Source organism: Ruegeria sp. K11, from assembly GCF_056531905.1.
This window is the reverse complement of the sequence record NZ_JBQFMP010000003.1, coordinates 25,352-51,363: the sequence shown is the minus strand read 5'-3', so window position 1 is coordinate 51,363 and position 26,012 is coordinate 25,352. Positions and strand designations below refer to the sequence as shown.

At 57.3% G+C, this 26,012-nt stretch carries 22 protein-coding genes and 1 pseudogene; 12 read left to right on the top strand and 11 right to left on the bottom strand.

Going from position 1 to position 26,012, the window contains the following annotated elements:
• Positions 1-49 precede the first annotated feature (49 nt).
• From ACR0K4_RS05340 to ACR0K4_RS05315, 6 genes are all read right to left on the bottom strand, one after another.
• The gene (locus tag ACR0K4_RS05340; protein WP_480516474.1) at positions 50-1,060 is read right to left on the bottom strand and encodes a Gfo/Idh/MocA family protein; all 1,011 of its coding nucleotides are present in this window, start codon (positions 1,058-1,060) and stop codon (positions 50-52) included.
• 49 nt (positions 1,061-1,109) lie between these two features.
• Positions 1,110-2,057 carry a phytanoyl-CoA dioxygenase family protein gene (locus tag ACR0K4_RS05335; RefSeq protein ID WP_480516476.1) on the bottom strand — a complete coding sequence of 316 codons (948 nt, stop codon included), beginning with the start codon at positions 2,055-2,057 and terminating at the stop codon, positions 1,110-1,112.
• 10 nt (positions 2,058-2,067) lie between these two features.
• On the bottom strand, positions 2,068-3,690 hold the full coding sequence (locus ACR0K4_RS05330; RefSeq protein WP_480853147.1) for a TRAP transporter large permease: 1,623 nt from the start codon (positions 3,688-3,690) through the stop codon (positions 2,068-2,070).
• A complete protein-coding gene (locus ACR0K4_RS05325) occupies positions 3,690-4,532 on the bottom strand; it encodes a TRAP transporter small permease subunit (protein ID WP_480853146.1) in 843 nt (280 codons plus the stop codon). The genes ACR0K4_RS05330 and ACR0K4_RS05325 overlap by 1 nt, the downstream gene beginning before the upstream one ends.
• A 16-nt stretch (positions 4,533-4,548) precedes the next feature.
• Positions 4,549-5,718 (bottom strand): mandelate racemase/muconate lactonizing enzyme family protein, encoded by a 1,170-nt coding sequence (locus ACR0K4_RS05320; protein ID WP_480853145.1) that lies wholly within the window; start codon positions 5,716-5,718, stop codon positions 4,549-4,551.
• A 78-nt stretch (positions 5,719-5,796) separates the two neighbouring features.
• Positions 5,797-6,810: a TRAP transporter substrate-binding protein gene (locus ACR0K4_RS05315; protein WP_480853144.1), complete on the bottom strand. Its 1,014-nt coding sequence runs from the start codon at positions 6,808-6,810 to the stop codon at positions 5,797-5,799.
• A gap of 172 nt (positions 6,811-6,982) precedes the next feature.
• On the opposite strand from ACR0K4_RS05315, the gene ACR0K4_RS05310 reads away from it, so the two are divergent.
• A complete protein-coding gene (locus tag ACR0K4_RS05310; protein ID WP_480853143.1) occupies positions 6,983-7,687 on the top strand; it encodes a GntR family transcriptional regulator in 705 nt (234 codons plus the stop codon).
• On the opposite strand, the gene denD is transcribed toward ACR0K4_RS05310, so the two are convergent.
• Both denD and ACR0K4_RS05300 read right to left on the bottom strand, forming a co-directional pair.
• Positions 7,650-8,618: a D-erythronate dehydrogenase gene (denD, locus tag ACR0K4_RS05305; protein WP_480853142.1), complete on the bottom strand. Its 969-nt coding sequence runs from the start codon at positions 8,616-8,618 to the stop codon at positions 7,650-7,652. The genes ACR0K4_RS05310 and denD overlap by 38 nt on opposite strands.
• The gene (locus ACR0K4_RS05300; RefSeq protein WP_480853141.1) at positions 8,615-9,499 is read right to left on the bottom strand and encodes an NAD(P)-dependent oxidoreductase; all 885 of its coding nucleotides are present in this window, start codon (positions 9,497-9,499) and stop codon (positions 8,615-8,617) included. The genes denD and ACR0K4_RS05300 overlap by 4 nt, the downstream gene beginning before the upstream one ends.
• Positions 9,500-9,733: 234 nt before the next feature.
• On the opposite strand from ACR0K4_RS05300, the gene ACR0K4_RS05295 reads away from it, so the two are divergent.
• The 4 genes from ACR0K4_RS05295 to ACR0K4_RS05280 are packed head-to-tail and all read left to right on the top strand — an operon-like array spanning position 9,734 to position 13,913.
• Positions 9,734-11,533 carry an IlvD/Edd family dehydratase gene (locus ACR0K4_RS05295; protein WP_480853140.1) on the top strand — a complete coding sequence of 600 codons (1,800 nt, stop codon included), beginning with the start codon at positions 9,734-9,736 and terminating at the stop codon, positions 11,531-11,533.
• Between the two features lie 12 nt (positions 11,534-11,545).
• Entirely contained in the window at positions 11,546-12,394 is an 849-nt protein-coding gene (locus tag ACR0K4_RS05290; RefSeq protein WP_480853139.1) for a fumarylacetoacetate hydrolase family protein, read from the top strand.
• Positions 12,387-13,310 (top strand): 2-hydroxyacid dehydrogenase, encoded by a 924-nt coding sequence (locus ACR0K4_RS05285; RefSeq protein WP_480853138.1) that lies wholly within the window; start codon positions 12,387-12,389, stop codon positions 13,308-13,310. Before ACR0K4_RS05290 ends, ACR0K4_RS05285 begins: the two co-directional genes overlap by 8 nt.
• Before the next feature lie 12 nt (positions 13,311-13,322).
• The gene (locus ACR0K4_RS05280) at positions 13,323-13,913 is read left to right on the top strand and encodes a LysE family translocator (protein ID WP_480853137.1); all 591 of its coding nucleotides are present in this window, start codon (positions 13,323-13,325) and stop codon (positions 13,911-13,913) included.
• Between the two features lie 35 nt (positions 13,914-13,948).
• On the opposite strand, the pseudogene ACR0K4_RS05275 reads toward ACR0K4_RS05280, so the two are convergent.
• Positions 13,949-14,131 (bottom strand): annotated as a pseudogene (locus ACR0K4_RS05275) (SDR family oxidoreductase); the annotation flags it as partial.
• Between the two features lie 160 nt (positions 14,132-14,291).
• Here ACR0K4_RS05275 and ACR0K4_RS05270 point away from each other — a divergent pair.
• From ACR0K4_RS05270 to ACR0K4_RS05245, 6 genes are all read left to right on the top strand, one after another.
• Complete coding sequence (locus ACR0K4_RS05270) at positions 14,292-15,350, top strand: L-idonate 5-dehydrogenase (protein ID WP_480853136.1); 1,059 nt, start codon at positions 14,292-14,294, stop codon at positions 15,348-15,350.
• An 18-nt stretch (positions 15,351-15,368) separates the two neighbouring features.
• Positions 15,369-15,884 carry a redoxin domain-containing protein gene (locus ACR0K4_RS05265; RefSeq protein WP_480853135.1) on the top strand — a complete coding sequence of 172 codons (516 nt, stop codon included), beginning with the start codon at positions 15,369-15,371 and terminating at the stop codon, positions 15,882-15,884.
• Between the two features lie 10 nt (positions 15,885-15,894).
• Positions 15,895-16,992 (top strand): mandelate racemase/muconate lactonizing enzyme family protein, encoded by a 1,098-nt coding sequence (locus ACR0K4_RS05260; RefSeq protein ID WP_480853134.1) that lies wholly within the window; start codon positions 15,895-15,897, stop codon positions 16,990-16,992.
• Between the two features lie 188 nt (positions 16,993-17,180).
• Positions 17,181-18,215 (top strand): catalase, encoded by a 1,035-nt coding sequence (locus ACR0K4_RS05255; RefSeq protein ID WP_480516506.1) that lies wholly within the window; start codon positions 17,181-17,183, stop codon positions 18,213-18,215.
• The gene (locus ACR0K4_RS05250; RefSeq protein WP_480853133.1) at positions 18,212-18,928 is read left to right on the top strand and encodes a hypothetical protein; all 717 of its coding nucleotides are present in this window, start codon (positions 18,212-18,214) and stop codon (positions 18,926-18,928) included. Before ACR0K4_RS05255 ends, ACR0K4_RS05250 begins: the two co-directional genes overlap by 4 nt.
• On the top strand, positions 18,925-20,364 hold the full coding sequence (locus tag ACR0K4_RS05245) for a Dyp-type peroxidase (protein ID WP_480853132.1): 1,440 nt from the start codon (positions 18,925-18,927) through the stop codon (positions 20,362-20,364). Before ACR0K4_RS05250 ends, ACR0K4_RS05245 begins: the two co-directional genes overlap by 4 nt.
• Here ACR0K4_RS05245 and ACR0K4_RS05240 read toward each other — a convergent pair.
• Together ACR0K4_RS05240 and ACR0K4_RS05235 are read right to left on the bottom strand one after the other, a co-directional pair.
• Entirely contained in the window at positions 20,353-23,541 is a 3,189-nt protein-coding gene (locus tag ACR0K4_RS05240) for an ATP-binding protein (RefSeq protein WP_480853131.1), read from the bottom strand. The two genes, ACR0K4_RS05245 and ACR0K4_RS05240, sit on opposite strands and share 12 nt — an antisense overlap.
• 136 nt (positions 23,542-23,677) lie before the next feature.
• Entirely contained in the window at positions 23,678-24,601 is a 924-nt protein-coding gene (locus ACR0K4_RS05235; RefSeq protein WP_480853130.1) for an SMP-30/gluconolactonase/LRE family protein, read from the bottom strand.
• 327 nt (positions 24,602-24,928) lie between these two features.
• On the opposite strand from ACR0K4_RS05235, the gene ACR0K4_RS05230 reads away from it, so the two are divergent.
• The gene (locus ACR0K4_RS05230) at positions 24,929-25,978 is read left to right on the top strand and encodes a patatin-like phospholipase family protein (protein ID WP_480853129.1); all 1,050 of its coding nucleotides are present in this window, start codon (positions 24,929-24,931) and stop codon (positions 25,976-25,978) included.
• Positions 25,979-26,012 lie beyond the last annotated feature (34 nt).

Genomic DNA, 26,012 nt, shown 5'->3' with positions numbered 1-26,012 from the left:
TCTCAATGACGCAAAGGCGCCTTGTCCCTTGGCCCGGTACAAACACGTTTCAGGCGCTGCTCAGGCTGGGTTTCTTCGTGTGTTGATCGGCCAGTTGTGCCTCGATCTGCGTGGCAATGGCCAGGGTGCGGGCAGCGTCGGCAACATCAATCAGCGGACGCGCGCCGTCAATCACGTCAAGAAAATGATCCAGCTGTGCCACAAGAGGTTTGCGCGCATCCGTATGTTTTTCCAAGGGCACTTGCCGGGCCGGTGTTCCCCATTCCTTCCCGCGCCACAATGTCATCGAGGGATAACTAATCGCACCTTTGGTGCCGGAGATCCACATCATGTCCTGTCGGGTGGTGCCAATATTGGGATTTTCGCCGGTTCCGGCTTCAAACCCCCATGGGCTGGGCGCGGTGTCTGCAAAGCTGATGGTGCCGGTCGCCCCGTTTTCAAACGCCACCGCCACTGCGCCGCTTTCGATGCGATCCGATCCGCGCACGGACGTGCCGCGCAGGGCTTGAACCCGGGAAATCTCGCCGATCACAAAGCGCAGAAGGTCAATGTCATGGACAAGATTTATCATCACCGGGCTGCCGCCGGATGTTCTCCAATTCTGCTGAAAATACGCGTCGGGCTTGCGCATCGCCCAGATCAGAGAAGCTGTGATGACGGTACCAATCGCCCCTTGTGCAATTATGGTTTTCAACTGTTGCAGACAGGCATGATACCGGCGGTGATGCCCGACCAATGTATGGACTTTTGCCGAGGCGACCGCGTTTTGCAGCATCATTGCGTCCTGGACAGTGCCTGCAACAGGTTTTTCGATCAGCATATGCCAGCCTCGGGCCGCAGCGCTTTTTCCATGAGCGGCATGCAGATGTGTGGGGGTAGCGATGATGACCGCATCGACTGCATGATCTACATCTTCGATGCTTTTGAACCGTGGCACATCCACCGCGATGGACATGTCGGGATCGGCCAGCCCGACCAGCTTGCACCGGTCATGCGCCTGAACCGCCTCGACATGGCGGATACCGATCAGCCCGCCGCCGACGACAAGGATGCGTTTCACGTTATCTCTCCGTCACTTGTCGGCATCCATGTAGGTCCAGGGGTCGGCATCAGGCACAAAACGGCGAGTCCGAGGACCATCGGTGAATATCGATATGCGGTTGTGCAGACAGTCGTGCGCGGGCCTCTTCCCATTGGGTTCTGCAGACCCTCCAGTCTTTAAGCTCAGTCTCGGGACGTGCGCGCGAGCGGGCCACGAAATCCGGAAAATGACCGCGCCCGGTCGGCTGGCCGGTCGCGCTGTAGCGAATGTCGAAGGACCACCGGAAATCGTTGGTGGTGTTGATTAATGATGCGTGCGGGGTCAGCGGGTGGAACAACACGATGCCGCCCGCCTTGACCGGCAAGGGGACAGCTGCGGCTTCGTCGACAAACCCGTCGGCGATGCCCGTTTGCGTTCTGGCGCAATGGGGCAGGATATCCTGATCCGGGGTCTTGGCCTGAACCTGCAAACAGCCGTTCTCGACAGTTGCATCATTCACCGCGATCCAGACGGTGACCATCTCGGTCTGATCGGCATCTTCAAGCGCAACCGCCCGATCCTGATGCCAGTCTGTTGCTGTGATATGCGCGCGGATTTCATCCGTGGCCAATTTCCGCGACGGTGGTTTCAGGCGGACATGCTGAATAGGGTTGCTGGTCAGCTCGGGTCCGATCAATTGCTCGACCACATCCAGAAGCGGGGCGGCGGTCAGCATGTCGAACACGGCAGGTCCGATGTGAAAGGGCGTCTCCGCCTGAATGCGATCCCCGGGCAGCGAAATGTCCATTGGCTGAAAATAATCGCACCCAGCCTCATACGCGGCCAGCAACTTGCCCCAGAAATCCAGACCGTCAGGTTTGGGCACGCGCCCTTGCGCCACCCATTCGGCATAGAGCCCGTCCAGAAGCGTCGTGTATTCTGCGACCACCCTGTCCAGAATGTCCTGCGGAATGACATCGGGCACAACCAGATAGCCATCTGAATTGAAGCTGGAGATTTGGGTCGGCGTCAGCATTGGTCTTTCCTCACAACAACAACGCGATGATATTGGGCCAGATCAGCAGCACCGAAAGGGCCAGAATCTGAATGCCGATAAAGGGCAGGAAGCCACGGAAAATGTCCGTCAGGCTGATATGCGGAGGCGCGACGGATTTAAGGTAGAACGCAGCCGGACCGAAGGGCGGCGACAGGAAGCTGACCTGCATGTTCATACAGAACACAACGCCGAACCAGATGGCCACATGGCTGGGCTGCAGCTGCCCGATCAGACCGATTTCCTCGATCGGCAGGCGCAGAACGATGGGCAGGAAGACCGGAATGATCAGAAGAACGATCCCGACCCAGTCCATGAACGCGCCCATGAACAGCAGGATCAGCATCATCACAAGGATGACCAGCATGGTCGGGAGATCCTGACCCACGATCAGGTCAGCCACGTATTGCGGCCCGCCCGCGATGGTATAAGCCCCGGCCAGCGATGCTGCGCCGATGGTCACCCAGATGATCGTTCCGGTAGATTTGAGTGTACGCATCAGGCTGTCCCAGACCAGCTCGAACGACCCTTCGCCGCGCAGGATGGCGATGATCAGAACCGCAAATGCACCCATCCCGGCTGCTTCGGTGATGCCGGTGATCCCTCCGTAGATCGAGCCCAGAACAACACCGATCACAACCAGTGGCGCGACAAGCCCTTTGCCCATGTGCCAGCCGGTTCTTGCACGTTCCTTGCCGAACACGAAAAAGATCAAAAGCAGCGCCACGATGGTGATGCCTGCAAACCAGGGCAGGTAGTCCGCTGTGCCAAATCGCGCGGGCTCTCCCTGGCTGGCCGCGTTGGAACCTGACAGTTCGAAAAACGCGGCGCGGATGAATAGCGTGGTGGAAAAGCCCGCAACGACGATGCTGAGGAACGCGGCAAAGAGCTTGCGTTTCTCGGCTGGCTCGGGGTCATTCGGATCAGGTTCGGGCAGGGGCGCGTCATCAGGGTTCAGGCGGGTGCGGATGACGATGTAAAGAATGATCATCGACGCCAGCATGAAACCGGGAATGAAGGATGCAGTGAACAATGACTTGATCGAGGTTTCGGTGATCAGCCCGTAGATAATCAGAACAATGGAAGGCGGGATCATCGTACCTAGCGAACCTGATGCGCAGATCACGCCGATCGCGAGGTTCTGGTTATACCCAAGCCGCAACATCTGGGGCAGGGCGATCAGACCCAAAAGCACAACCTCGCCCCCGATAATGCCGGACATGGCGGCCATGATGACCGCCATGATCGACGTGACAATCGCAATGCCCCCCCGTGTACGCGACAACCAGATGTTCAGCGACGAATACATGTCCTTGGCGATGCCAGAACGCTCCAGCAGCGAGGCCATGAAGATGAAAAGTGGCACGGATATGAGCACATAGTCCGTTAAGAGCCCGTATATTTTCTGCGCAAGGATATAGAGCGGCCCGGTGCCGGGGCGTCCGGTCAGAATGCCATCTCCGAACGAGAGCGGATTGACCAGCAAGTTTGGCTCGAACTTAAGAACAAGCACCAGCACCGCCAGCGAAGCTGAAGCGAGGCCCAGCGGCATACCAATCGCCAGCAGCACGATCAGGGCGACCATCAGGATCAGTGAGATTGTTCCAATATCCATCAGTCTTGTCCCACCGCTTTTTTCAGCATTTCGATCTCTTCTTCATCCGGTTCATCCGTGTGTATCTCGGGTTCCTTGTTCCAGTCCGAGATCAGGTTCATGACCGCCTGAAACGCCACCAGCGTAATGACGATCAAGACCATCGGTTGCAGCGTCGCAGGTATCGGGGGATTGAAGGCCGAGCCGTAAAGTTCCCATTTATAAAGCTTGTTGACGAAGACCTGCTTGTAGCTGCCGTAGACCAGAAAGAAGGCAAACAGAACGATCAGAACGGTCGAGATCGTGTCAAACACCCGTTGCAGCCAACGCGGCACTACGTCGTAGAGCAGAAATATGCGGATATGGCTGCGTTGTTGCATGGCATAATAGCCGGACATCAAAAATACGAAGCTGGCAAACCACAGGGTCATTTCATTGGCCCATTCTGTTGGTTTCTCAAGAATGTAACGCATGAACACTTCGTAAAGCATGACGATCGTCATGATTGCGATCATCATCATTGTGACGCGGCCAATGAACAGGGCCATACGGTCAATGGCGCTGGTGCCGCCATATTCCATTGCCGCCGGACGCACCGTGCGGGCACCGGCAATGGCCAGGATTGGAGTCAGGATAAGCGCCAGTATGTCGAGATAATCCAGATGTCCGCCGAAAATGCCGTTTGCATTGGGTGTCAGGTCACTGCGCAGATAAATCTCCTCGACCTGAGATTTCAGAGAATCGGATGTGTAGGGCAGCCAATCCAGAAGAAACGCGGGCAGGTGCCAGACAACCCAGCTGGCTGTGCCGACAAAGGCCAGAGGTATAAGCCATTCAATCAATCCGCCTGTTGATTTCTGCATCTCTTGCCCCTTGCCGTTAGTCTTCGATCCGGAAGTGATCAATAAAGTCCCGGTCGGGTTCCACCCCGAGGCCCGGACCCGTTGGAATTGCGACGCGGCCCGCATTGGCCTTGACCTGGCCCTGGATATCCAGCGGATCGGTCAGCAAATCGTCGCGAAACTTGTTGTCTGTCGTGTCGAATTCCAGCATCGGCTCCCACGGGTGCAGTCCGCCCGGAATGGCGGGCATCGCAGCAAGCAGTTGCAGGTTCGTCGCAACAGCAATGGCGCTGCCCCAGACGTGGTTGATGACCGGCGTGAAATGCGCGTGGCACAGCGACAGCACGCGCAGATATTCCGAAACTCCGCCCAGCGCACAGACCTCGGGCTGCGCAATATCCAAACCCCGATGCTCCAGAAGGTTGCGCCAGGCCCAGCGGTTATAGACGGCCTCGCCCCCCGCAATGTTGGTTTTCAATCCCTTGCGCAGTTCGCGGTATCCATCGGTATCTTCGGGCGCGATGGGTTCTTCGAACCAATACGCTCCAAGCTCGTCCAGCGCATGACCCACATAGAAAGCATCCGACGTGGTATAGGCGTGGTTGGCATCGACCATAAAGCGATAGTCATCGCCCACACCGCGCCGCACCGCCTGACACAGCTTAACGTCTGGTTCGGGTCCAAAGCCGGTCTTCATCTTGGTCGCGACAAAACCCATCTGTTTGATGGCGGCTGCTTCGTCAGTGAACCGCCGCGCCAGATCATTCACAGGCTCATCGCGCAGCATCATTCCATAGCCGTAACATGGCACCGAGGTCCGATGCGCCCCGCCAATCAGCTTGTGCAGGGGCAGGCCCGCGACCTTGCCCGCGATGTCCCACAGGGCGATATCGACACCGGACAAGGCCTGTATCGGCATTCCGCCTTGCCCATGATCTCGCAGAAGGTTGTAGACCTTGTGCCAGATCACGTCGCGGTCCAGCGGGTCCGCGCCCAGCACCATGGGCTGAATGACCTGCTCAACGATGGATCTGTTGGCAATGGCAACGTTGCCGGGGCCAAAACACTCGCCCCATCCGGTGACGCCTTCATCGGTCTGCACTTCGACCAGATGCGCGGTCCGCTTGTCGTAATACTGCTGAGAATATCCCAAAACCTCGGGCATGTCGTACAGCAGGACGTGACTGATGATTTTGGTGATTTTCATAAAACAAAGGGGCCTGAGATGCGTTCGGAAAGGCCACCGGGGCAGCCTTTCCGACAGGTTGTCTCAGCGAAACGCCGGTTATTTCATCGCGCCCAGATCTTGCAGGAACGCGATGTGGCTTTCCAGCAGCGCCTTTGCTTCCGGAGTGGTGGCAAACTCGGTCCAGCCAACCTGTACGGCATCACGGTATGCGGCCAAGTCTTCCGGCGACCATTCATACAGCTGGATGCCCTTGGCGCGCAGGTCCTTGGCGGTCTGTGCGTTCTGGACTTCGTTGATGGTTGCGTTGTGCAGCGCCAGGCTGTCCATTGCGACCTCGATGATCTTGCGGTGATGCGCAGGCATGGACTCCCAGACATCCTTGCGGCAGGCCAGATGGTCGGCGGGCATCGAGTGGAAGCCGGGGAAATTGGTGTGACCCGCGATCTCGTACAGACCCAGACCCACATTGTTGGTCAGGTTTGCAGCATCCGCACCGTCAATAATGCCGGTTTCAAGCGCGGTGAAGATTTCGTTGAAATCCATCACGATGGGCGAGGCCCCAAGTTCGGCAAAGACTTTCGTGGCAAGGCCCGGGGGCGACCGGAATTTCCAGTCCTTGAAGTCTCCGACGGTCGCGATTGGCTTGGTCGAGGACAGCGATTCAGGACCCGGAATCCACCAGCCGATGAACTCCATGTCATAGCCGTTATACAGCTCGTTCAGAGCATCGCGGCCGCCGCCGTGCAACAGCCATGCCATTTGCTGATAGGGGTTCTGATAACCGCCCAGAAGGTCGCCAGCGAACTGGAACGCAGGGTTCTTCCCGGTCTGGTAGCCACCCCCGGTCATGTCGCAATCCAGGATACCCGTCGCCGCCGCGTCGAATGTTTCCACCGATTTGACGACGGACGAAGAATAGAACATCTCGACTTCGATCTCGCCATTGGACATCTCGGTGATGTCCTCGATGAACTTGGCCGCCATCTTGCCGGACAGCTGTTCCGGAGAGAAATGGGTTTGAATGCGCAGTTTCGTTGTTTCGGCCGCCGCGAATGTCGCTGCCATAGTCGCTGCTACGGCCACGGCAGCCGCTGTCGTCAGTAATTTCATATTGTCCTCCCAGACGTTGATCGTGTGTGCTGAAGGTCTTGGTGCCTTCTCTTAAACGACGTGATTTGACGTTAGGACGCCGAATCGAATGCGACAAGTAAAATTTGAAATTACAGAAAATTTCGAGATTCTTGCCTAGAAACGATATTCGCGGTAGGAGAAAACCAAAGCAATGTTCAGGGCCCGCATTGAAATGACAAGCGATGTCGATATTTATCAGGACCTTAAGACACGATTGGTCTCAAATGGATTCGAGCATGGGGCCAAGCTCCGGGCCGAGGATTTGCGGAAGGAATATCACTGTTCGGCCAGCACGGTGCGCGAGGTTCTGTTCCGTCTTGCCGCCGTCGGCCTTGCCGATTTTCAGGAGCAGCGCGGGTTTCGCGTGCCGCAGCGCGCGCCTCAGAAACTGATCGAACTAACCCACCTGAGAATCCTTCTTGAGAGCGAGGGCACGGCGCTGTCCATCCGCAACGGCGGCGTCGATTGGGAGGCCCGGCTGACCGCGGCGCATCACAAGCTGAGCCATATCGAAAAGCGTATTCATGCCCAAAGCGACCCGAGCAACCTGGTGGATATCTGGTTTGCGTCGGAAAATGAATTCCACCAGACACTGATCTCGGCCTGTGGGTCAGACACGCTCAAGCAGATGCATGGACAGATTTATGCGCAGTTCCGGCAACAGTTGATGGTCGCTGACCGGAAGTTTGAGTTCATTTCCGACAACATCCAGCATCACGCCAACATTCTGGATGCCGCACTGTCTGGCGACGAGCAATTGACCCGTCAGAAAATCCACGACCACCTGAAACGGCATCTGACCGGAAAAACCTTGGAGGTCAGCGCGCCAAGTCCTGTTCCAGATACAGCCGGATAATCTCTTCAAAACTCTGTTCCGCCTGAAAACCCAAAGAGCGCGCGCGTTGGGGGCTAAAATCACGCGGCCAGCCGGCGACGATCTTCGCAATCTGTGGGTCCGGTTGCGGTTTGATCAGATCGACCACCTCCTGCCCGGCGACTGTGCGAAGTGCTTCGATCTGTTCGGCGACAGTACAGCTGAGGCCGGGCATGTTCAGTGCCCGGCGACCTTCAAGCCGTTCGGTGTCCAAGGTTGCGGCGTGGGTCATGAACCCGGCGGCGGACCAAGGGCTTGCGTGCCAGTGGCGCACTGTGTCCGGTACGGGCAGGATCGCTTCCTGACCGTTCAACGGTTCGCGTATGATACCGGAAAAGAAGGACGAGGCGGCGAGGTTGGCCTTGCCCGGACGCACGCAAAGGGTTGGGAGACGGAGCGATATCCCGTCGATAAACCCTTTGCGGCTGAAGTCTGTGATCATCAGCTCGCTGGCAGCTTTCTGCGCCCCGTAGCTGGTCAGAGGTGCCGACAGGAACGCATCGTCAATCTGGTCCGGATAGGGTCCGCCGAACACGGCAATGGACGAGGCGAAGACCAAGCGCGGGCAGTATGAACCGCCCGAGTCCTCGTGTTCATCTTTCAGTGCATTCAGAAACGTCCAGTTGGCCATCATGTTGACATCCCAGCCTAACGCAAATTCGTCTTCGGCCTGTCCCGAGACGATTGCAGCAAGGTGAAAGATCACATCCGGGCGAGTAGCAGCCAATGATTTTGCACTCTCGGGTGACGAGACGTTGCCAAAGACAGCGTTGTCCGAGTTGTGGTTTTCTGGAAAAGCCATATCGAACAGAGTCACCTCTGCGGCTGGTCCAAACGGTTTTTCGGACTGGATGCGAAGCGCGAGTTTCTGACCCAACATCCCGCCGCCACCGATGATCAGAATACGTGTCATGTCAGGTTGTTCCGATTTCTGAGCTCGAGATACAGGGCGGCATGATCGAGGTCCGCGCCATCCATTTCTTCGATCAGATATTCAAAACGGTCACGCACGGATTGAGTGGAGGGCAGTGCAAGTCCAAACGATGCGGCTTCGGCCAGAGTGTTGTCCAGATCCTTGAGCTGGAATTTCGACAAGCCGCCCGGCACGAAATTTCTTTCGGACATGCGTTCGCCGTGTTGTTGCAGAATGACGCTGTCGGCGAACCCGCCTTTGAGCGCTGCGCGCAGCGCTTCGGGGTCGGCACCACCTTGTTCCACCAGCAATGTGGCCTCGGCCACGGCCGAGATCGTCACGGCAACGATTGTCTGGTTCGCCAGCTTGCACAATTGTCCGGACCCGCTGGGCCCAACATGCACAGGGCGGCCCATGGCGGACAGGATATCTTTGACCTCTTCAACCACCTCGGCGTCACCCCCGGCCATGATTGCCAGCGTTCCAGCCTCGGCCCCTTTGGTTCCACCAGATACGGGGGCATCGATGTGGCGAATGCCTTTGGCGGCCAACAGCGCGGATTGCTCGCGCGCATGTTCGGGTTTGGCGCTGGACATGTCGATCCAGATCATTCCGGTTTCAAGAGCGGCTGCAAAGGCGGGATCTTCCAAAAGCGCCTGCGTGGCGTAGCCGTCCGAAAGCATCGTGATGATGATCTGCGCGCCATTTATGGCATCTGCGGCCGAGGGCGCGGTCGCTGCGCCCAGATCGACAAGCGGTTGCGCTTTGCTGGCGCTGCGGTTCCATACTGTCAAAGGGTGCCCCGCGCTTAGCAAATTGCGGGCCATGGGGGCACCCATCAACCCGGTCCCGATCAGTGTAATTCGGCGGTTCCTGCTCATGCCAAGTGGTCCTTCCTGAATGAGTATGCGTCGTGCAGATGTTCATATAGAGGCGATTTTGAGCCTGTCACGCGGTCCCAAAGCATATCAGCGCGCACCGTGGATTTATCATGCCAAAGTTGATTCGAGACTGTAATCTCGAAAATAAGTCAATTTTCGAGATTGACCCTCTGGCCCGATAGCGCGAGGTTAGCGGGGAATTTTCACTTACCATCGACGGGACGAGCCTGGCTCATGGCACATAAAATAACCAAGGATCAGTTGCGGTCGCGCAAATGGTTCATGAACTCCGACAATCTGGAAATGACAGCGCTTTATCTTGAGCGTTACCTGAACTACGGCCTGACGCGCGAAGAACTGCAGTCGGGTAAGCCGATCATCGGCATAGCACAGACCGGCAGCGATCTGAGCCCGTGCAACCGGCATCATATTGAATTGTCGAAGCGTGTGCGTGACGGCATTATCGCCGCCGGGGGCACCTGTATCGAGATTCCGGTGCATCCGATCCAGGAAACCGGCAAGCGGCCCACCGCGTCGCTGGATCGCAACCTTGCATACCTTTCGTTGGTCGAAAGCCTGTTCGGGTATCCGTTGGATGGCGTGGTTCTGAACATCGGCTGTGACAAGACCACTCCGGCCTTGTTGATGGCGGCAGCAACGGTGAACATACCGGCAATTGCCCTGTCAGTCGGACCTATGCTGAATGGCTGGTGGAAGGGCGAGCGTGCGGGGTCCGGCACCGTAATCTGGCAGGCCCGCGAGGATCTGGCGGCTGACAAGATTGATACCAACGAGTTCATGGAAATCGCGGCGGCTGCGGCCCCGTCGGTTGGCTATTGCAACACGATGGGCACTGCGACGACGATGAACTCGCTGGCCGAGGCGCTGGGGATGCAACTGCCCGGATCAGCTGCGATTCCTGCGCCATATCGGGAGCGCGGGCAAATCAGCTATGAAACGGGCAAGCGCATTGTCGAAATGGTTTGGGAAGATTTGCGCCCAAGTGACGTGATGACGCGCGCTGCGTTTGAAAACGCCATTGTCATCAACTCGGCCATCGGCGGATCGACCAATGCGCCGATCCATCTGAACGCGGTTGCACGCCATCTGGGCGTGCCACTGAACAATGATGACTGGCAGGCTTTGGGGCATGAAATTCCGCTGTTGGTGAATATGCAGCCCGCCGGGAAATACCTGGGCGAAGATTATCAGCAGGCCGGGGGTGTTCCTGCCGTCGTCGGTGAGCTGATCGCGGGTGGTTTGCTGCCGCATCCCGACGCGCCAACGGTCAACGGTCGGACCATGGGTGAAAACTGCACGGCCCGGCGGACGTTGAACGAAGACGTGATCAAACCCGCCGGAGAACCGGTGAAAATGCAGGCGGGGTTCATCAACCTGTCGGGGAACCTGTTCGAAAGCGCGATCATGAAAACCTCGGTAATTTCGCCCGCGTTCCGCGAGGCCTATTTGTCGAACCCCGATGACCCTGACGCGTTCGAAGGCCGGGCCGTTGTGTTTGACGGGCCAGAAGACTTCCATCACCGGATTGATGACCCGTCGGAAAACATTGATGAAAATTGCATTCTGATTATGCGTGGCGCCGGTCCGAAAGGCTATCCCGGTGCGGCAGAAGTGGTGAATATGCGCCCGCCGTCCTACCTGATCAAGAAGGGCGTCGAAGCTCTTCCCTGCATTGGTGACGGTCGGCAATCGGGTACGTCAGGCAGCCCTTCAATCCTCAACGCGTCACCCGAAGCGGCAGAGGGCGGCGGGCTGGCGTTGGTCCAGACGGGCGATCGGTTGCGTATCGATCTGGGTAAGGGCACGGCGGATATGCTGGTGTCACTCGACGACCTGAACACGCGCGCCCGCGCTCTTGAGGCGGCAGGCGGCTATGACGTGCCGCCCAATCAGTCGCCGTGGCAAGAGATTTTCCGTGAAAAAGTTGATCGGCTTGATCGGGGCATGACCCTGAAAGGGGCCGATGAATATAAGGATATTGCTCGGCAATACCTGCCTCGAGACAATCACTGACAGGACCCCAATATGAAACTTGTTCGTTACGGTGAGGCGGGCGCCGAAAAACCCGCTTTGCTTGATGATGCCGGCCTGCTGCGGGACCTTTCGGACCATGTGGCCGATATTACCGGGGATGTGCTTGGCGACGCGAGTCTGGATACCCTGCGTGCACTTGATCCCGCCAGTCTTCCCATTGTCGAAGGAAAGCCCCGGATTGGGGCGTGCGTCGGGAATATCGGCAAATTCCTGTGCATCGGTCTGAACTACTCGGACCATGCCGCGGAAACCGGCGCCGCGATACCTGAACACCCGATCCTGTTCTTCAAGGCAAATTCCGCCATTGTCGGGCCTTACGATGACGTGATCATGCCGCGCGGCTCGACTCGTACCGATTGGGAATGTGAGCTGGGTGTGGTGATCGGCAAGTCGGCCAAATACGTCTCGAAAGAGGACGCTTTGGAACATGTTGCCGGGTACTGCATCGTCAATGATGTCTCTGAGCGGAACTTTCAGAAACACCTGTCCGGTCAATGGACCAAAGGAAAATCCTGCGACACCTACGGACCGACCGGCCCTTGGCTGGTGACCCGGGACGAGGTCGGCGATCCCCAGAACCTGAGTATGGAGCTGGATGTGAACGGCACGCGGATGCAGACCGGCAATACGGCAACGATGATCTTTACCGTGGCCGAGATCATTGAACATCTGAGCCATTTGTTCACCTTGCACCCCGGTGATGTGATTACGACCGGAACACCTCCGGGCGTTGGGCTGGGCATCAAGCCCAACCCGGTTTTCCTGAAGAAAGGGGATGTGATGGATTTGCGAATTGAAGGGCTGGGTCATCAACGGCAAGTGGTCGGTCAGGATGGTTGATCTGCTGCAGATCGGTAATATTACCGACCCGATGCGCGCGCGTTTGACCGACGCGTTCACCATTCACCAACTGGATGACTACGATCCTGCGGCGATCACGCATGTCGTGACCAACGGCCATGCCGGAGTGCCACCCGAGGTGATGGCGGCGCTGACCAATCTGAAAATGATCAGCGTCTACGGCGTGGGGTATGACGCGGTGGACGCCACCGAGGCGGCCAGACGCGGGATCAAAGTAACGCATACGCCCAACGTGTTGAATCAGGAGGTCGCGACCACCGCTGTTCTGCTGATGCTGGCCTGTTACCGAGAGCTGGTCCGCGATGACGCTTATGTCCGGGCCGGTCATTGGGAATCCGAAGGCAACGCGCCTTTGACCCGCACGGCGGATAACCAGAAAGTCGGCATTCTTGGACTGGGCCGGATCGGTCAGGCAATTGCGGGAAAGCTGGCACCCTGGAATGCCGAGATCGTATATCACTCACGATCTCGGAAAGATGTGGAATATCAGTATTTTGCTGACCTGACTGAAATGGCGGATTACGTTGATACGTTGATCTGCATCACGCCGGGCGGGCCATCGACCAACAAGATCGTCAATGCCGAGGTGTTGAAGGCGCTTGGGCCAAACGGAACACTGGTCAATGTCAGCCGCGGATCAGTGGTGGATGAGGCGGCTTTGATCCAGGCGTTGAAAGACGGAACGCTGGGCTGGGCCGGTCTTGATGTGTTCGAGGCGGAACCGGCGGTGCCGCAAGCCCTTCGGGATCTGCCCAACGTTACCTTGCTGCCGCATGTCGGCAGTGCCACTGTTGAAACCCGCGCTGCGATGGGAAATCTGACCGTGGACAACCTGTTGCAGCACCTCAAGGACGGCACGGTTCTGACCGCCGTTCCGGAATGCGCGGACCTGTAGAGGGCAGGCGACGTGATTGAGTTCATCGTCGCCGTGTTCTTTTTGCTGATTACCCCGGGACCGGGTGTTCTGACCACTGCGGGGATCGGCTCGGCCTTTGGCTATCGGGCCGGGTTTGGTTTTGTTGGCGGTCTGATGCTGGGCAGTTTTGTCAACATGATGCTTGTGGTTTCGGGCGTAGCTGCAGTGGCATTTGCGGTCCCTGTGCTTCGGTCCGTTTTGCTGTTCGCCTCGGCCCTGTATCTGGTCTATCTGGCGTGGCGCATTGCCAGTGCAGGGTCCCGGATCGGGTTTGCTCCTGCTCAAGCACCGTTGGGATTTCGCAACGGCTTGATGCTGCAATTCATCAACCCCAAAGCCTACGTGGTCAGTACCACGCTGTTTTCCGGCTTTGCCTTTATGCCGGACACACCAGCCTGGGAGGTCGTATTAAAGATCATTATTTTCAATGCAATCTGGCTGCCAGTTCATCTGATCTGGTTGGGTGCAGGCACGGCGCTAGGTCGACTGGACCTTGGCCTGAGGACGCAGCGCCTGATCAATATCGGTATGGCTGCGTCCTTGCTGATCGTTGTCGCCATCGCCGTGGTGTCGACGCTATGAGCCTTGCGCAAAAAACGTGGACAACACTGGCTGGCCTAGAGCGAGGCGGTGATCCCGCCATCCACACACAGGGTGCGGCCATTTACAAAGCTCGACGCCGCAGACGACAGAAAGATTGCCGCCCCGACCAGTCCCTCGACATCGCCCCAGCGGCCCGCAGGTGTGCGTTTGGCCAGACAGGCGCTGAACTCGGGGTCAGCCACGAGCGCGGCGTTCAGTTGCTCTGCGCCCGCGTTCAGCTTGCCTTCGTCCCGTCGGCTCCGAACGATTTCGGCCTCGGTGGTCAGGTCAAACATCTGAAGTTTCGTATCAAAAATCCCTTGGTTCATGGCACCAACTATCCGTATCTTTTGCGGGTCTGTAAGAGGAGAAAATGCAATGCTGACGAGCAATGTAGCGGTTGTCCTTCACGCAGCAATGGATTTGCGTCTGGAACCGTGCGACACACCCACACCCGGTGTCGGCGAGGTTCTGGTCGAGATGCAGGCGGGCGGGATCTGCGGCTCGGACCTGCATTACTACAACCATGGCGGATTTGGCACGATCAGGGTGAAAGAACCGATCGTTCTGGGTCATGAGGTGTCGGGCGTGGTGTCACAGCTCGGCGCCGGGGTCGAAGGACTGGAGCCCGGTCAATTGGTGGCCGTTTCGCCATCTCGTCCGTGCCAGACATGCGAATATTGCTTGCGCGGGCAGCCGAACCATTGCCTGAACATGCGATTTTACGGCAGCGCAATGCCATTCCCGCATATTCAGGGGGCGTTTCAGACGCGGTTGGTTGCTTCGGCCAGCCAGTGCATTCCCGCCGATGGGTTGAGCGCGGGACAGGCGGCGATGGCCGAACCGCTGGCAGTGTGCTTGCATGCGATCCGGCAGGCAGGAAATCTGGTTGGAAAAACGGTTCTGGTGACAGGTTGCGGCCCAATCGGCTGTCTGAGCATTCTGGCCGCAAGACGGGCAGGGGCTGCTCATATCGTCGCTACGGATTTGTCGGACTTCACTCTGGGCAAAGCCCGAACCAGCGGCGCGGATGAGACGATCAACGTGGCATCCCATGCGGAAGCTCTGACGCGGTATCAGGTCGAGAAAGGTCAGGTTGACGTGCATCTGGAATGTTCCGGCGCGGCGGCCGCGCTGAGCACCGGTGTCAGCTGTCTTCGACCCGGCGGTACTTTGGTTCAGCTAGGCATGGGCGGCGACATGACAGTGCCTTTGCAGATGATTACGGCCAAGGAAATCATCATGAAAGGATCGTTCCGGTTCCATCCGGAATTCGAGACGGCCGTGCAGATGATGCAACAGGGTCTGATCCAGGTGGATCACCTGATCTCGCACCGGTTCGATGTACCGGATGCCAAAACTGCGTTTGAAACGGCCGCAGACCGCACCTGCGCCATGAAAGTTTTGCTGAACTTTCAGGGGTCGGATACGGCATAAACAGGAAAGGACATACCAGTGAACAGATCCAGACCAGAGGCGGGGGCCGCAGTGACCCCGACAGAGTTCCCGCATGTTGACGGTGGTCACCAGCAGATCGGTGGAAACCGGGATCGGTGGAGCATGGTTTTTGTCTATCGCGGTCGCCATTGCCCGCGCTGCAAACGGTTCCTCGGCAAGCTCAATGCGCAACTGTCCGAGTGGACAGACAGGATGGACGTTCTGGTTGTCTCGACCGATCCTTTGGAAAAAGCACAGGCTGACCGGGCAGAGTTCGGCTGGTCCTTTGACCTGTGCTACGGAATGACCATCCCGCAAGCCCGCCAGCTTGGCCTGTATGTATCCGAGCCCCTGTCCGAGGCTGAAACAGACAGCCCCTTTGCCGAACCCGGTGCCTTTGCTATCCGCCCGGACGGATCGTTAATGCTGGTCGATATCTCAAACGGCCCCGCAGCGCGTCCTGACCTGGACGAGCTTTTGGACGGCATGATTTTCAACATCGACAATGACCGTCCGGTCCGGGGCACCGCTTGAAGGGTACGATATGAGCTTGATCGAATCCGTCGAGGCCCAACTGTTCAACGTCCCGCTGGCAGAGGTTCTGGTGGATGCCAAACACGGCGACCACACGTTTTTTCAGCTGATCACAGTGACCGTGCGCACCTCTGAAGGGGCGGAGGGGACCGGCTACACCTATACCGGAGGCAAGGGAGGTCACGCCATACTGGCGATGATCCGGCACGACCTGACACCCTTTCTGATCGGCAAGGACGCGCGCCATGTCGAAGACCTGTACGACCAGATGCAGTGGCATGTGCATTACGTCGCGCGCGGCGGGATCGCCTCATTCGCGATCTCGGCGGTGGACATCGCGCTTTGGGATATCCGGTGCAAATCCCAAGGTCAGCCCCTGTGGAAAGTGGCCGGTGGGGCGTCGGACCGGTGCAAGGCGTATGCGGGCGGGATCGACCTGAACTTCTCGTTGGAGAAACTGCTGGCGCAAACTCGGGGCTACCTGGACCGGGGTTTCAACGCGGTGAAAATCAAGGTAGGCCAGCCCGATCTGGCGGACGATCTGCAGCGCGCAAAGGCCGTGCGGGATATGTTGGGGCCGGACCGTTTTTTCATGGTTGATGCAAATTATTCGATGAGCGTTGATCAGGCCATCACAGCGGCGCGCGGTTTTGCTGAATGCGACATCCTTTGGTTCGAAGAGCCAACCATCCCTGACGATTATAAAGGGTATGGGCGCATCGCCACCGAATCCGGTGTGCCATTGGCGATGGGCGAAAACCTCCATACGATTCATGAGTTCGAATATGCGTTTGAGGATGCAAAACTCAGTTTCATTCAGCCGGATGCGTCCAATTGCGGTGGAATTACCGGATGGCTGCAGGTTGCGGCGCTCAGCCGGGGGCACGGTCTTCCTGTGTGCAGCCATGGCATGCAAGAGCTTCACGTCAGCCTTGTCTCGTCGCAGCAGAATGCCGGTTGGCTGGAAGTGCATTCGTTCCCGATCGATCAATACACCAAACGTCCGCTGGTGGTCGAAAACTGCCTTGCCGTGGCCCCGGACACGCCGGGCATTGGTGTGGAATTCGACTGGGACAAGCTGAATGCCGAACACGCAGAGATGACGTAATCAGCCGATTGTATCGCGCTGTGAAACGGTCTGCCGCTGACTGATTATCAGGCAGGGTCTTGGTGTGCATGCCCGCAAGTTAGCCGATTCAAAAGTTAATTTTCCGAAGGGATGAGATTTAGTTCACAGCGTGTTATGAGGAAAGTGTTAACAATACGAAAACAATTTTAAGATTCTGGGGGGAATCCATGTCAGATCCGAAACTGGTTGAAGATATTGTGCACGCTTTGGACGTGCCGGGTGGCAGTACCAAACGGCGGCCAGTCCACACCGTCGGCATCGGAGCGACCGGTCATTTCAAGGCCTCTGCGATTGCACAGGAATTCTGTACGGCGGCGCATTTTACCAAACAGGCGGAAACGGTTCCTGTTGCGGTGCGTTTCTCGAACGGAATGGGAGTTGTCGCCGAACATGACGGTTGGTCGGATGTGCGTGGCATGGCCGTGCGGTTCGATCTGGGCGCGGGCAAAAGCACGGACCTGATCGCCATGACCTTGCCGGTATTCTTTGCACCGGACCCAGAGAAATTTCTGGAATTCGCCCTGCATGCACGCCCTGCGCCCTGCGAAATCGAAAGCGCCTGGAGCAAGATACGCAGCTACCTGAAGCTGCAACTGCCTATGCCCGACCCGTATCCGGGGCAGGACGAGCGTCCCAACGAAGGCGCGACGGCTTTCGCCGACAAACACGCATGGGCGCAACCTGCGGTGCTGCAGGCCTCGATCATCGGCGCGCCGGTCAGCTATGTGCGCGCCTCCTATCACGCGGTGCACACTTTCATCGTCACCGCGCCGGATGGCACAGACCGATATGTGCGCTTTCACTGGGCCCCCATTGCAGGCGTGTTGCGCACAGACCCGGAAGAGCCGCCCGAGGACAAATACCTCAAGAAGGACCTCAAGGATCGGCTGTCCAAAGGGATCGAGCGGTTTTCGCTGATGATGACTATCGGTGAGACAGGCGATGATTTTGAAGACTCGACCAAGCAATGGCCGCCACACCGTAAGCGGGTGATGATGGGTACTCTGACGTTGGACAACGTTCCCGAAGATCAGGAGGCGCATAACGAAAAACTCAGCTTCAACCCGACCCACCTGACCGACGGGATCAGGCCGTCCGAGGATACGATTCTGCGAATACGCAGGGATGTATACGAGTTTTCAAGCAAACGGCGCGGGGGAATACCCTGCCCATTCAGTGGCACGGGGGGGACCGAAGAATGAGCAAGGAAAGCGGAAAGCTCAACGAGTATATCAACAGTCTTCCGGAACGGGGCTGGTTTCAGTTCCTGTCCAGATACGTCGTGGTGCCTTATTGGATTTGGCGTGATCCGAAACCCAAGCTGCCCGGCGGTCCCCGGATCACCACGCAGCCCAGCGACAGCACGCAACGGATGATGAACCTGTTGATGCCGCTGAAAGACCCGTCGCCCGTTGGACGGGCAAAGGCGGTCATGGCATTGGCGGCGAATGTTGACGAGGTGTTTGCAGGGCTCGACAATGTCGGTACCGTTCATTCGGCCCGGTTCCTGCTGATCGGCGACCATATCTGTATGATTTCGGTCTATGACGGTGATTTCAGCAATTATATCCGCGATTTTATCTCGACCATCGGCAGCGTTTTTGATGCCCTGATGCATTTGGTCGAGGGTGGCGAGAAACTGTATCCCTGCGAGGAAAATGTCGAAACCTTTATCGACTGGGTGCGCGATCATGACCTGTTTCAGGCGCCGGATTATGCCATTGATCTGTTTGGCGTTCAGGATGAACAAATCGGTCGCAAGCCAAACGATCCGCCGCACGAACTGATGGCTCTGCCGCGTGATCTGATCCTGCAGTTGCATGCAAACAAAAACATTTCACTCGGTGGCGGTTATCGCGGCTATCCGGGATATTCGGCGGCGCAAATTCGTCGCAAGTTGGGAGTGGGCTGGTGAACGAAGTTGTAAAAGACCCCGTATTCGATCCTGAAAAGATTCAGGGCAACATTCTGCGCGGATATACGAACAATCTGGTACGCCATATCGTTCTTGAGGTCACCGACCGCGCGGCTGCGCGACAGTTTCTGGCGGCGTCCGCGGATGGCACAAGCGACGATGTCCCGACCATTACCCGGTCCGCGAAGTGGAAGGTAAAACCTGAAGTTTGCTTTAACATCGGCATCACCTTTCAGGGCCTGCGCGCGTTAGGCGTGCCGGAAAGCGATTTGGCGACGTTTCCGCTGGAATTTGCTGATGGCATGGCTGAGAGGGCCGAAAAGCTGGGTGATTTCGGTGAAAGCGCACCGGAAAATTGGCCGGCACCGTTCGACAAGTCCGACAGGGTCCATATTATCGCCTCGGTCTATGCCAATGATGACGCAGGATTGGACACGACCGAGAAGATGGTTGCCAAGGCCTTCAATGTTCTCGGGGTGCGGAATGGTCGAAATCTACCGGAAGGCAAGGTGTTCTTCGGCTATCGTGACAGTATCTCTCAGCCAAAGTTCAAAGGCATCGTCGATCCTGAACAAACGCTGGTTGAAGAACCGCTGGATCCGCTGGGCACGGCGCTTTTGGGATATCAGACCCATTTCGAGGGGCTACGGTTCAGTATTCCGAGTCCCGAAGCTCTTGGTCTGTTTGGATCATTCAACGCTTTCAGAGTGTTGAAGCAGGATGTTCATGCGTTCGAGGACTATCTGACCGAAGCAGCAACCAAGCTGATGGATCATCCCCTGGTCGACAAGTTACTACCGCCCGGATGTGAAAAGGACGTCGGTGAAGGATTGGATCGACATGGCGCATTGCGCGAGGTTGTGGCGGCGCAAATGTGTGGGCGCTGGCGCAATGGCGTACCGTATGAGCTGTCACCCAATGCTCAATGGCCTGACGATCGTGTTTCGCTGACCAATTACGACTATACGCGTGAATCACGCTGCCCGGCGGGATCGCATATGCGTCGGGTCAATCCGCGCGGAGGGCCGATCGTACAACGCATCGCCAACCGGTCGCGTCGTCTGGTCAGACGTGGTATGTCCTATGGCCCCGATTTTGATCCCGCCGCAAAGCGCGACAACGAGGAACGCGGCTTGCTGGGCAACTTCATCGGTGCAAATTACGGCGCGCAGTTTGAGGCCGTAGTTTGTGACTGGCTGAACTTTGGCCTGCAAGACCCTGAGATCACAGGGACAAATGATCCTCTGTTGGGCGCGAACATTCCGGAAACCAGCATGTTCGAGATGACCATTGCCGGGTCCGAGGAACGTATTCGCCTCAGCAATTTCCCTCGGTTCGTCATCACCCGAGGTGGTGCGTATACCTTCCTGCCCAGTCTGGATGCGATCCGGTATCTGTCGAAACTGGGTGAGCAGGAAGAGGCTTCAGGCAGCTAACTCGGCAAGCGCGTCCTCGATCCGTGTCAGCATCGGGGACGTGCCTGTGGGCGCGATCAGATGATGCGCCCGGTTCAGGTGTTCCAGCGCCTTGGGCTTCTTTTTCTTCAGCTTGTAAAGAAGCCCAAGGATCATCTCGCCACGCGCGAAGTAGTGGCCTTGCGGGTCGAACTGAGGATTTTCGCGCGTCTTGTCGATCAACGCGACTATGCGCTTTTCCCCGTTCAGCATAACGCCCAGCAACGTCCGCAGGTTCCGCAGCAACACACCCAGCGAGGCATCTCCGTCGCCAGACAGGATTTGCAGGTAGACCTCGCTCAGGAACAGGCGGTTCCAGTCGGCGGCGGTAAAGGCGCCCTCGGCTTCACGCTGGGCGATTGTCGACTCGATTTGCTGCAGGCCTTCTCCCACGCGGCCTTCCATGGCAAGCGCCACACCCAGCATTGTCTGAGGGACGCCGGCAAAAAGAGTACTGCCCTTGGTGTGCATTAGATCGACATATTCCTGCACGTTTTCCCGGGCATCCGGCCTTTGCAACGGCACCAGCGCCGCAACGCGCGACGATTCCGCGATGGCCAGTTCGAACTCGGCGCGCGACAGATGCAGGGCCTCTTCTGACAGGTCAAAGGCGGCCTGATGATCGTCGGTCACCACCGCCACCAGTGCTTTCATCGCCGTGCCGTACCCAAGGGCGCGGGGGTCGTTCTTCTGTTCACCGACGGCCACCATACGTTCAGCGGTTTCGCGTGCCTTGACCACACGTCCACGGGTCAATTCGTTCCAGCCCACGGTTGCCAGATAGAAGTTCTGCAGATACGCGTCGTCAAACTTGGCCAATGCCTGTTCAACCTCGACCTTCTTAGCTTCGAATTCTGCGTTTGGCAGGGGCGCGCAATAGATTGACACCGATAGTTCGTTGACCATGGCATAGGCCACGGATTTCGGATCGCCCAGACGGTCCGCCATGGCCGTGAGCTCTTTTTGAACACGCAGCGCTTCGAGGAACTTGCTGTTGCAGACCAGGCAAGAAACATAGTGGTGCAGAAACAGCGCGTGGTCCTCGCTGTCTCCGATTTTGCCAAGGATGGGACGGATGCGCGGAGCCAACCCGATGGTGGTCATAACGTCCAGCGAGATATTGGAACACAGCGCGTAATTCGCCAGAAAACCGGCAAAGGCAGTATCGCTGGCACAGCTAGGGTCCTTTTCATACAGATCCATCGCTGCTGCGAAATACTGGTTGGCCTGATCGTGCGAGAACACCCCAAGGCTTTTGGCCCCGGCAAGCGCGGCGTATTCGAACGCCTTGTCTGTGCGCTCGGTCCGCGCATAGTGATGCGCCAGAGTTTCCGCCGCCTCGGGCAGGCGGTTGGCGTTGCGCTGTTCCAACGCGGTGGCAATGGCCAGATGAAGCTCGGTTTTGCGTGCGCTGACAAGGCTTTGATATACCGCGTCGCGCAGCAGAACGTGCTTGAACATGTAATCCGACGAGTTGGCCTTGCGGTACACGATATCGTGCGCCTGCAGCCTTTGCAGCGCCGCACCAATCTCGTCCGGGCTGGAGGCGACCAGAGACAGCAGACCGGGATCAAACCCGCGACCAATGGCCGAGGCCGCCTGTAACAGAAACCGATCCTCGGGTTGCAACTGCTCGATCCGCGCCAGCAGCAGGCTTTGCATACTGGCAGGCAAACCTTGATCCTGCGGGCTGGTGTCGAACAGTACATGGCCCGATTCCACGCGCAATGCGCCTTGTTCGATCAGAAAGCTCAGGACTTCTTCGGCGAAAAGGGGGTTGCCTCCGGCGCGTTCACTAACCTGTCGGACCAGTTCATCGGGCAAAGAGCTGACACCCAATCTGGTCGAGGCCAATTGGCGGAAATCCGTTTCGTCCAGGGGTTTCAGCGCCAAGGTGATCGCGGCCCGGCTGCCCAGCCATCCGGGCGCATATTCGGGCCGCCTTGTGTGCAGGATAAGCAGGTTCGCGGTATCATCTTCATCAATCAGCGCCTGCATCATCTCGGCTGATGCACCGTCGATCCAGTGAATATCCTCGACCAGCAAAATCACTTTGGTGCGTTTGCATTGGGCCTTGAGTAGAGCAGGCAATAAATCCCGTGTCCTCAAACCGATCAGAACACCGTCTAGGCCATCCAGCGATCCTTTTGGTGGTTTCTGACCCAAAAGGTTCATCAAAAGCCCGATATTCTCGGGCGTTTCAAGATCGGATCGAGCCAAACCGGCCCGTAGTTTTTCAGCGATTTCATCCGGTTCGTCCTCGTCATAAATGTTGAACGAGTTCCGGATCACCTCGAGAAACGGCATGAAGGGCATTTGCTGCCCATCGGCGGTGCAGTGGCCGCGGTAAATGATTGTCTCGGCTGTTTTCACCCGGCCCAGAAATTCATGTACCAGGCGGGTTTTGCCGAGGCCCGGTTCGGCGACCAGATCGACGACCCGCATGCTTTCATGGCAGTTCTCAAGCGCCTGGGTCAGAGCGGTCAGTTCATCATCGCGTCCAACATACTGACTGAGCCCCCTCGCGAGGGACGCATCGAACCGTGATGCCCCGGCGTGAATGGCCTCAAGCAACCACAGCTTTTGTTCGCGGGGGACACCCTTGATCTTGTGTTCGCCGTCAAAGCTGAGATCCACAAGCCATTCCACAAGCCGTCGGGTCGCATCGCAGATCAGAGTTCGCCCTTCGGGGGCCAAATCCTGAATGCGCGAGGCCAGATTGACGGTGTTGCCCACGGCGGTCATCTCGGCCCCTTCGCCTTCGACTTTCGCCATAACGACCGAGCCAGAGCTGACCCCGACCCGCATTACGGGCCGGACGCCAAAGCGGGATTCGATATTGTCGCCTGCGTCTTCGAAGGCTGTGTGTATGGCCATACCGGCCCGGCAGGCACGCAGGGCCGCGTCTTCCAATGCTTCGGGAATGCCAAAGACGGCCATGATGCTGTCCCCGGCAAAGCCGCGCACCACGCCGCCATGGTCTTCGACGATGCCTTTGAGCATTTCATAGATCATGCGCGTAAACTGAACGGTCTTTTCACCGCCCAGGCTGTCTACAATCGCGGTATACCCAACCATATCGGTGAACAGCACCGATACCAGGCGACGTTCGCCCAAATGCGTCGACGACGACACCGAATTTTCAGCAGCCTTTGCCATGGTACGACTTGCTTAACACAACTAAAATTGAATCGGCTAGCGCCTGACGTGAGGTTAACGCAACCGGAATCGCCGCATCACACCTTAGGGCTGTGCTAAAGTGTAAGGCATTCAATTTAAAGTATTAGATCGACGTCTAAGCCGTGAAATTCAACTTCAGCCCCGGGCGCGGCCACTTTGTCTTGTAGATCTTTCCAGTACCCGAGGCTGTGATCCAGACGTCATCCATGTCCGCACCACCAAAGCACAGGTTGGTTGTCATCGGGTCGGGGACCTGTAGATGTTCAGTGCTTCCATCAGCACTGAAGACGGTAATACCTCCGGTGAACAAGGTCGCGACACAGACACGCCCGTCGGCCTCGACCTTGAGGCTGTCGAGCCACTGGAAACCGTTCAGGGTTTGCACGACGTTTCCGGGGGTTCCCGGCAATGCGCCGGGTTTCAGCTTGCCGGGCCCTTCGATATCCATAACCCAGAGGCGGCCAAAAACAGTGTCGGACACGAACAGCTTTGTGCCGTCGGGCGACAACCCGATGCCGTTCGCCGTCGGAACTGTGGCCGCGTGGATCAGCTTTTTTCCGTCGATGGTGGCGTAAAAAACGGCTCCGAACTCACTGCTTTCGGCATGTTGCATGCCAGTATCGGTGAACCAGAAGCCACCTTCTTTGTCGAAAACGATATCATCGGGTGATATCAAGCACTTGCCTTTGTATTTGTAATAAAGATCCGTGACCTCGCCGGTTTTTAAATCGACACGCTGGATTGATCCGCCGATATAGTTTGGCCGGTCAGACGACGGGACGGTGATTTTAAGATTTGGCTCTTGGACAAAAGTGTAGACCCCGCCATTGTTGCACACATAGGCCGCGCCATCGGGCCCAATGGCAGTTCCGTTTGGGCCACCCGGGAGATCCGCCACCTTGATCAGAGATTGGTCGGGCATCAATCGCATCAGGGTTTCGTTCTTGATATCGACATATAGAACCGAGCCATCGTTCATTGCCACGGGACCCTCGGGGAATCCCAGACCGCTTGCGACTTCTTCCAACTGTAGTGCCATTGAACTCTCCCTTCGGCGTGTGCCGGTTCTATAGTTTCAAGAATAATTAGGATATTAAGGACTGTCTTGCGTCAAAAATGAAGCGGCCTTGCGGCTTTGGGATCAGGTTAACCAGTAGAGTTCACTCGGGCAACAGCGCTGTTTTTCGTGTAATAATGATGAATTGCAAGGTGTTAAACGTTACTCTTTACGTATGTCAAAGCCAGCGCATGGCGTTCTTTGCCACGCAAGTATTTTGAGCGTGGTGCGGATTTTTCCTTTTCAGGCCCGAATTCCTGTACCACAACATAACAGATGTCCCGATTTCATTAGCGCATTGGAGTAGCCATGACATTTAAACTTGTTTCCTGTGATGGGGGCGGAATTCGGGGCTATCTGACATGCCTTATCCTCCAGGGATTGCATGAAGAGACCGGGTTTCTGGACAGTGCGAACGGATTCGCCGGGACGTCGACGGGCGGTCTGATTTCCGTGGTGCTGGCTGATGGCCGGACGCAGGGTAAAAACATGTCGGATTTGGTGAAAGAACTCATTTCGCTTTACCACGACAAAGCCGAACAGATTTTTCTGGAAAACGAGCGTTCTCTGTTCGACAAGGCGCTGGATGAGGTGCTCAAACGGTTTCATCTGACCGGCGGCCCGGGTGTCACCGCCGCGCAGTTTTCCTCAGCTGGGCTGGAGAAGATCGGCTATGAACTGGTCGGGGACCGCACCATCGGGTCCATTTCCAAAGATATCATACTGGCCGTGACTACGGTTTGCCTTCATCTGAATGACAAGGTGGGATGGGCACCTTTTACGATGACAAATCAGATGGTTACCGAAGGCCCCTGGATCGATATGAGCGATATCAAGCTGCTGGATGTGGCGATGGCAACCTCAGCGGCGCCGACCTATTTCCCGCCGCACCGGATCGAATCTTCCGGTCGCGATTACGGGTATTTTGCGGATGGCGGTATGTTCGCCAACAACCCGGTTCTGAATGGGATCAACATCGCGGTGGCCACGCAGAAAGGGGTACATCTGGATAATATTCAGGTGGCCTCGGTCGGGACGGGCCGCCAGCCCACCGCCATTGCAGAGGATACATTCAAGACGCCCGAAGACTGGGGTCTTCTGAAATGGTTCGGCGTCACCTCTGACGTGCCGACTGGCGCGCTTTTGGAACTTGGCCTGTCGACATCCGCCGAGAACCAGTTCTGGATTGCCCATCTGGTGCTGAAGGATCAGCTGGCCCGTCTTGACCCTCCGTTGTCAAAAACAGTCGGGCTGGCAAAGATCGAGCCACGGAGCTTTACCCTGATGGACGAAGCTTACGAGATCGCGCGCAATAGTAAGGAATGGACGCGTACGGTCGAGATGTTGCGCACCTGGTAGGTCGCGGTCGGTCAGCATGATTCAAGGAACCAAC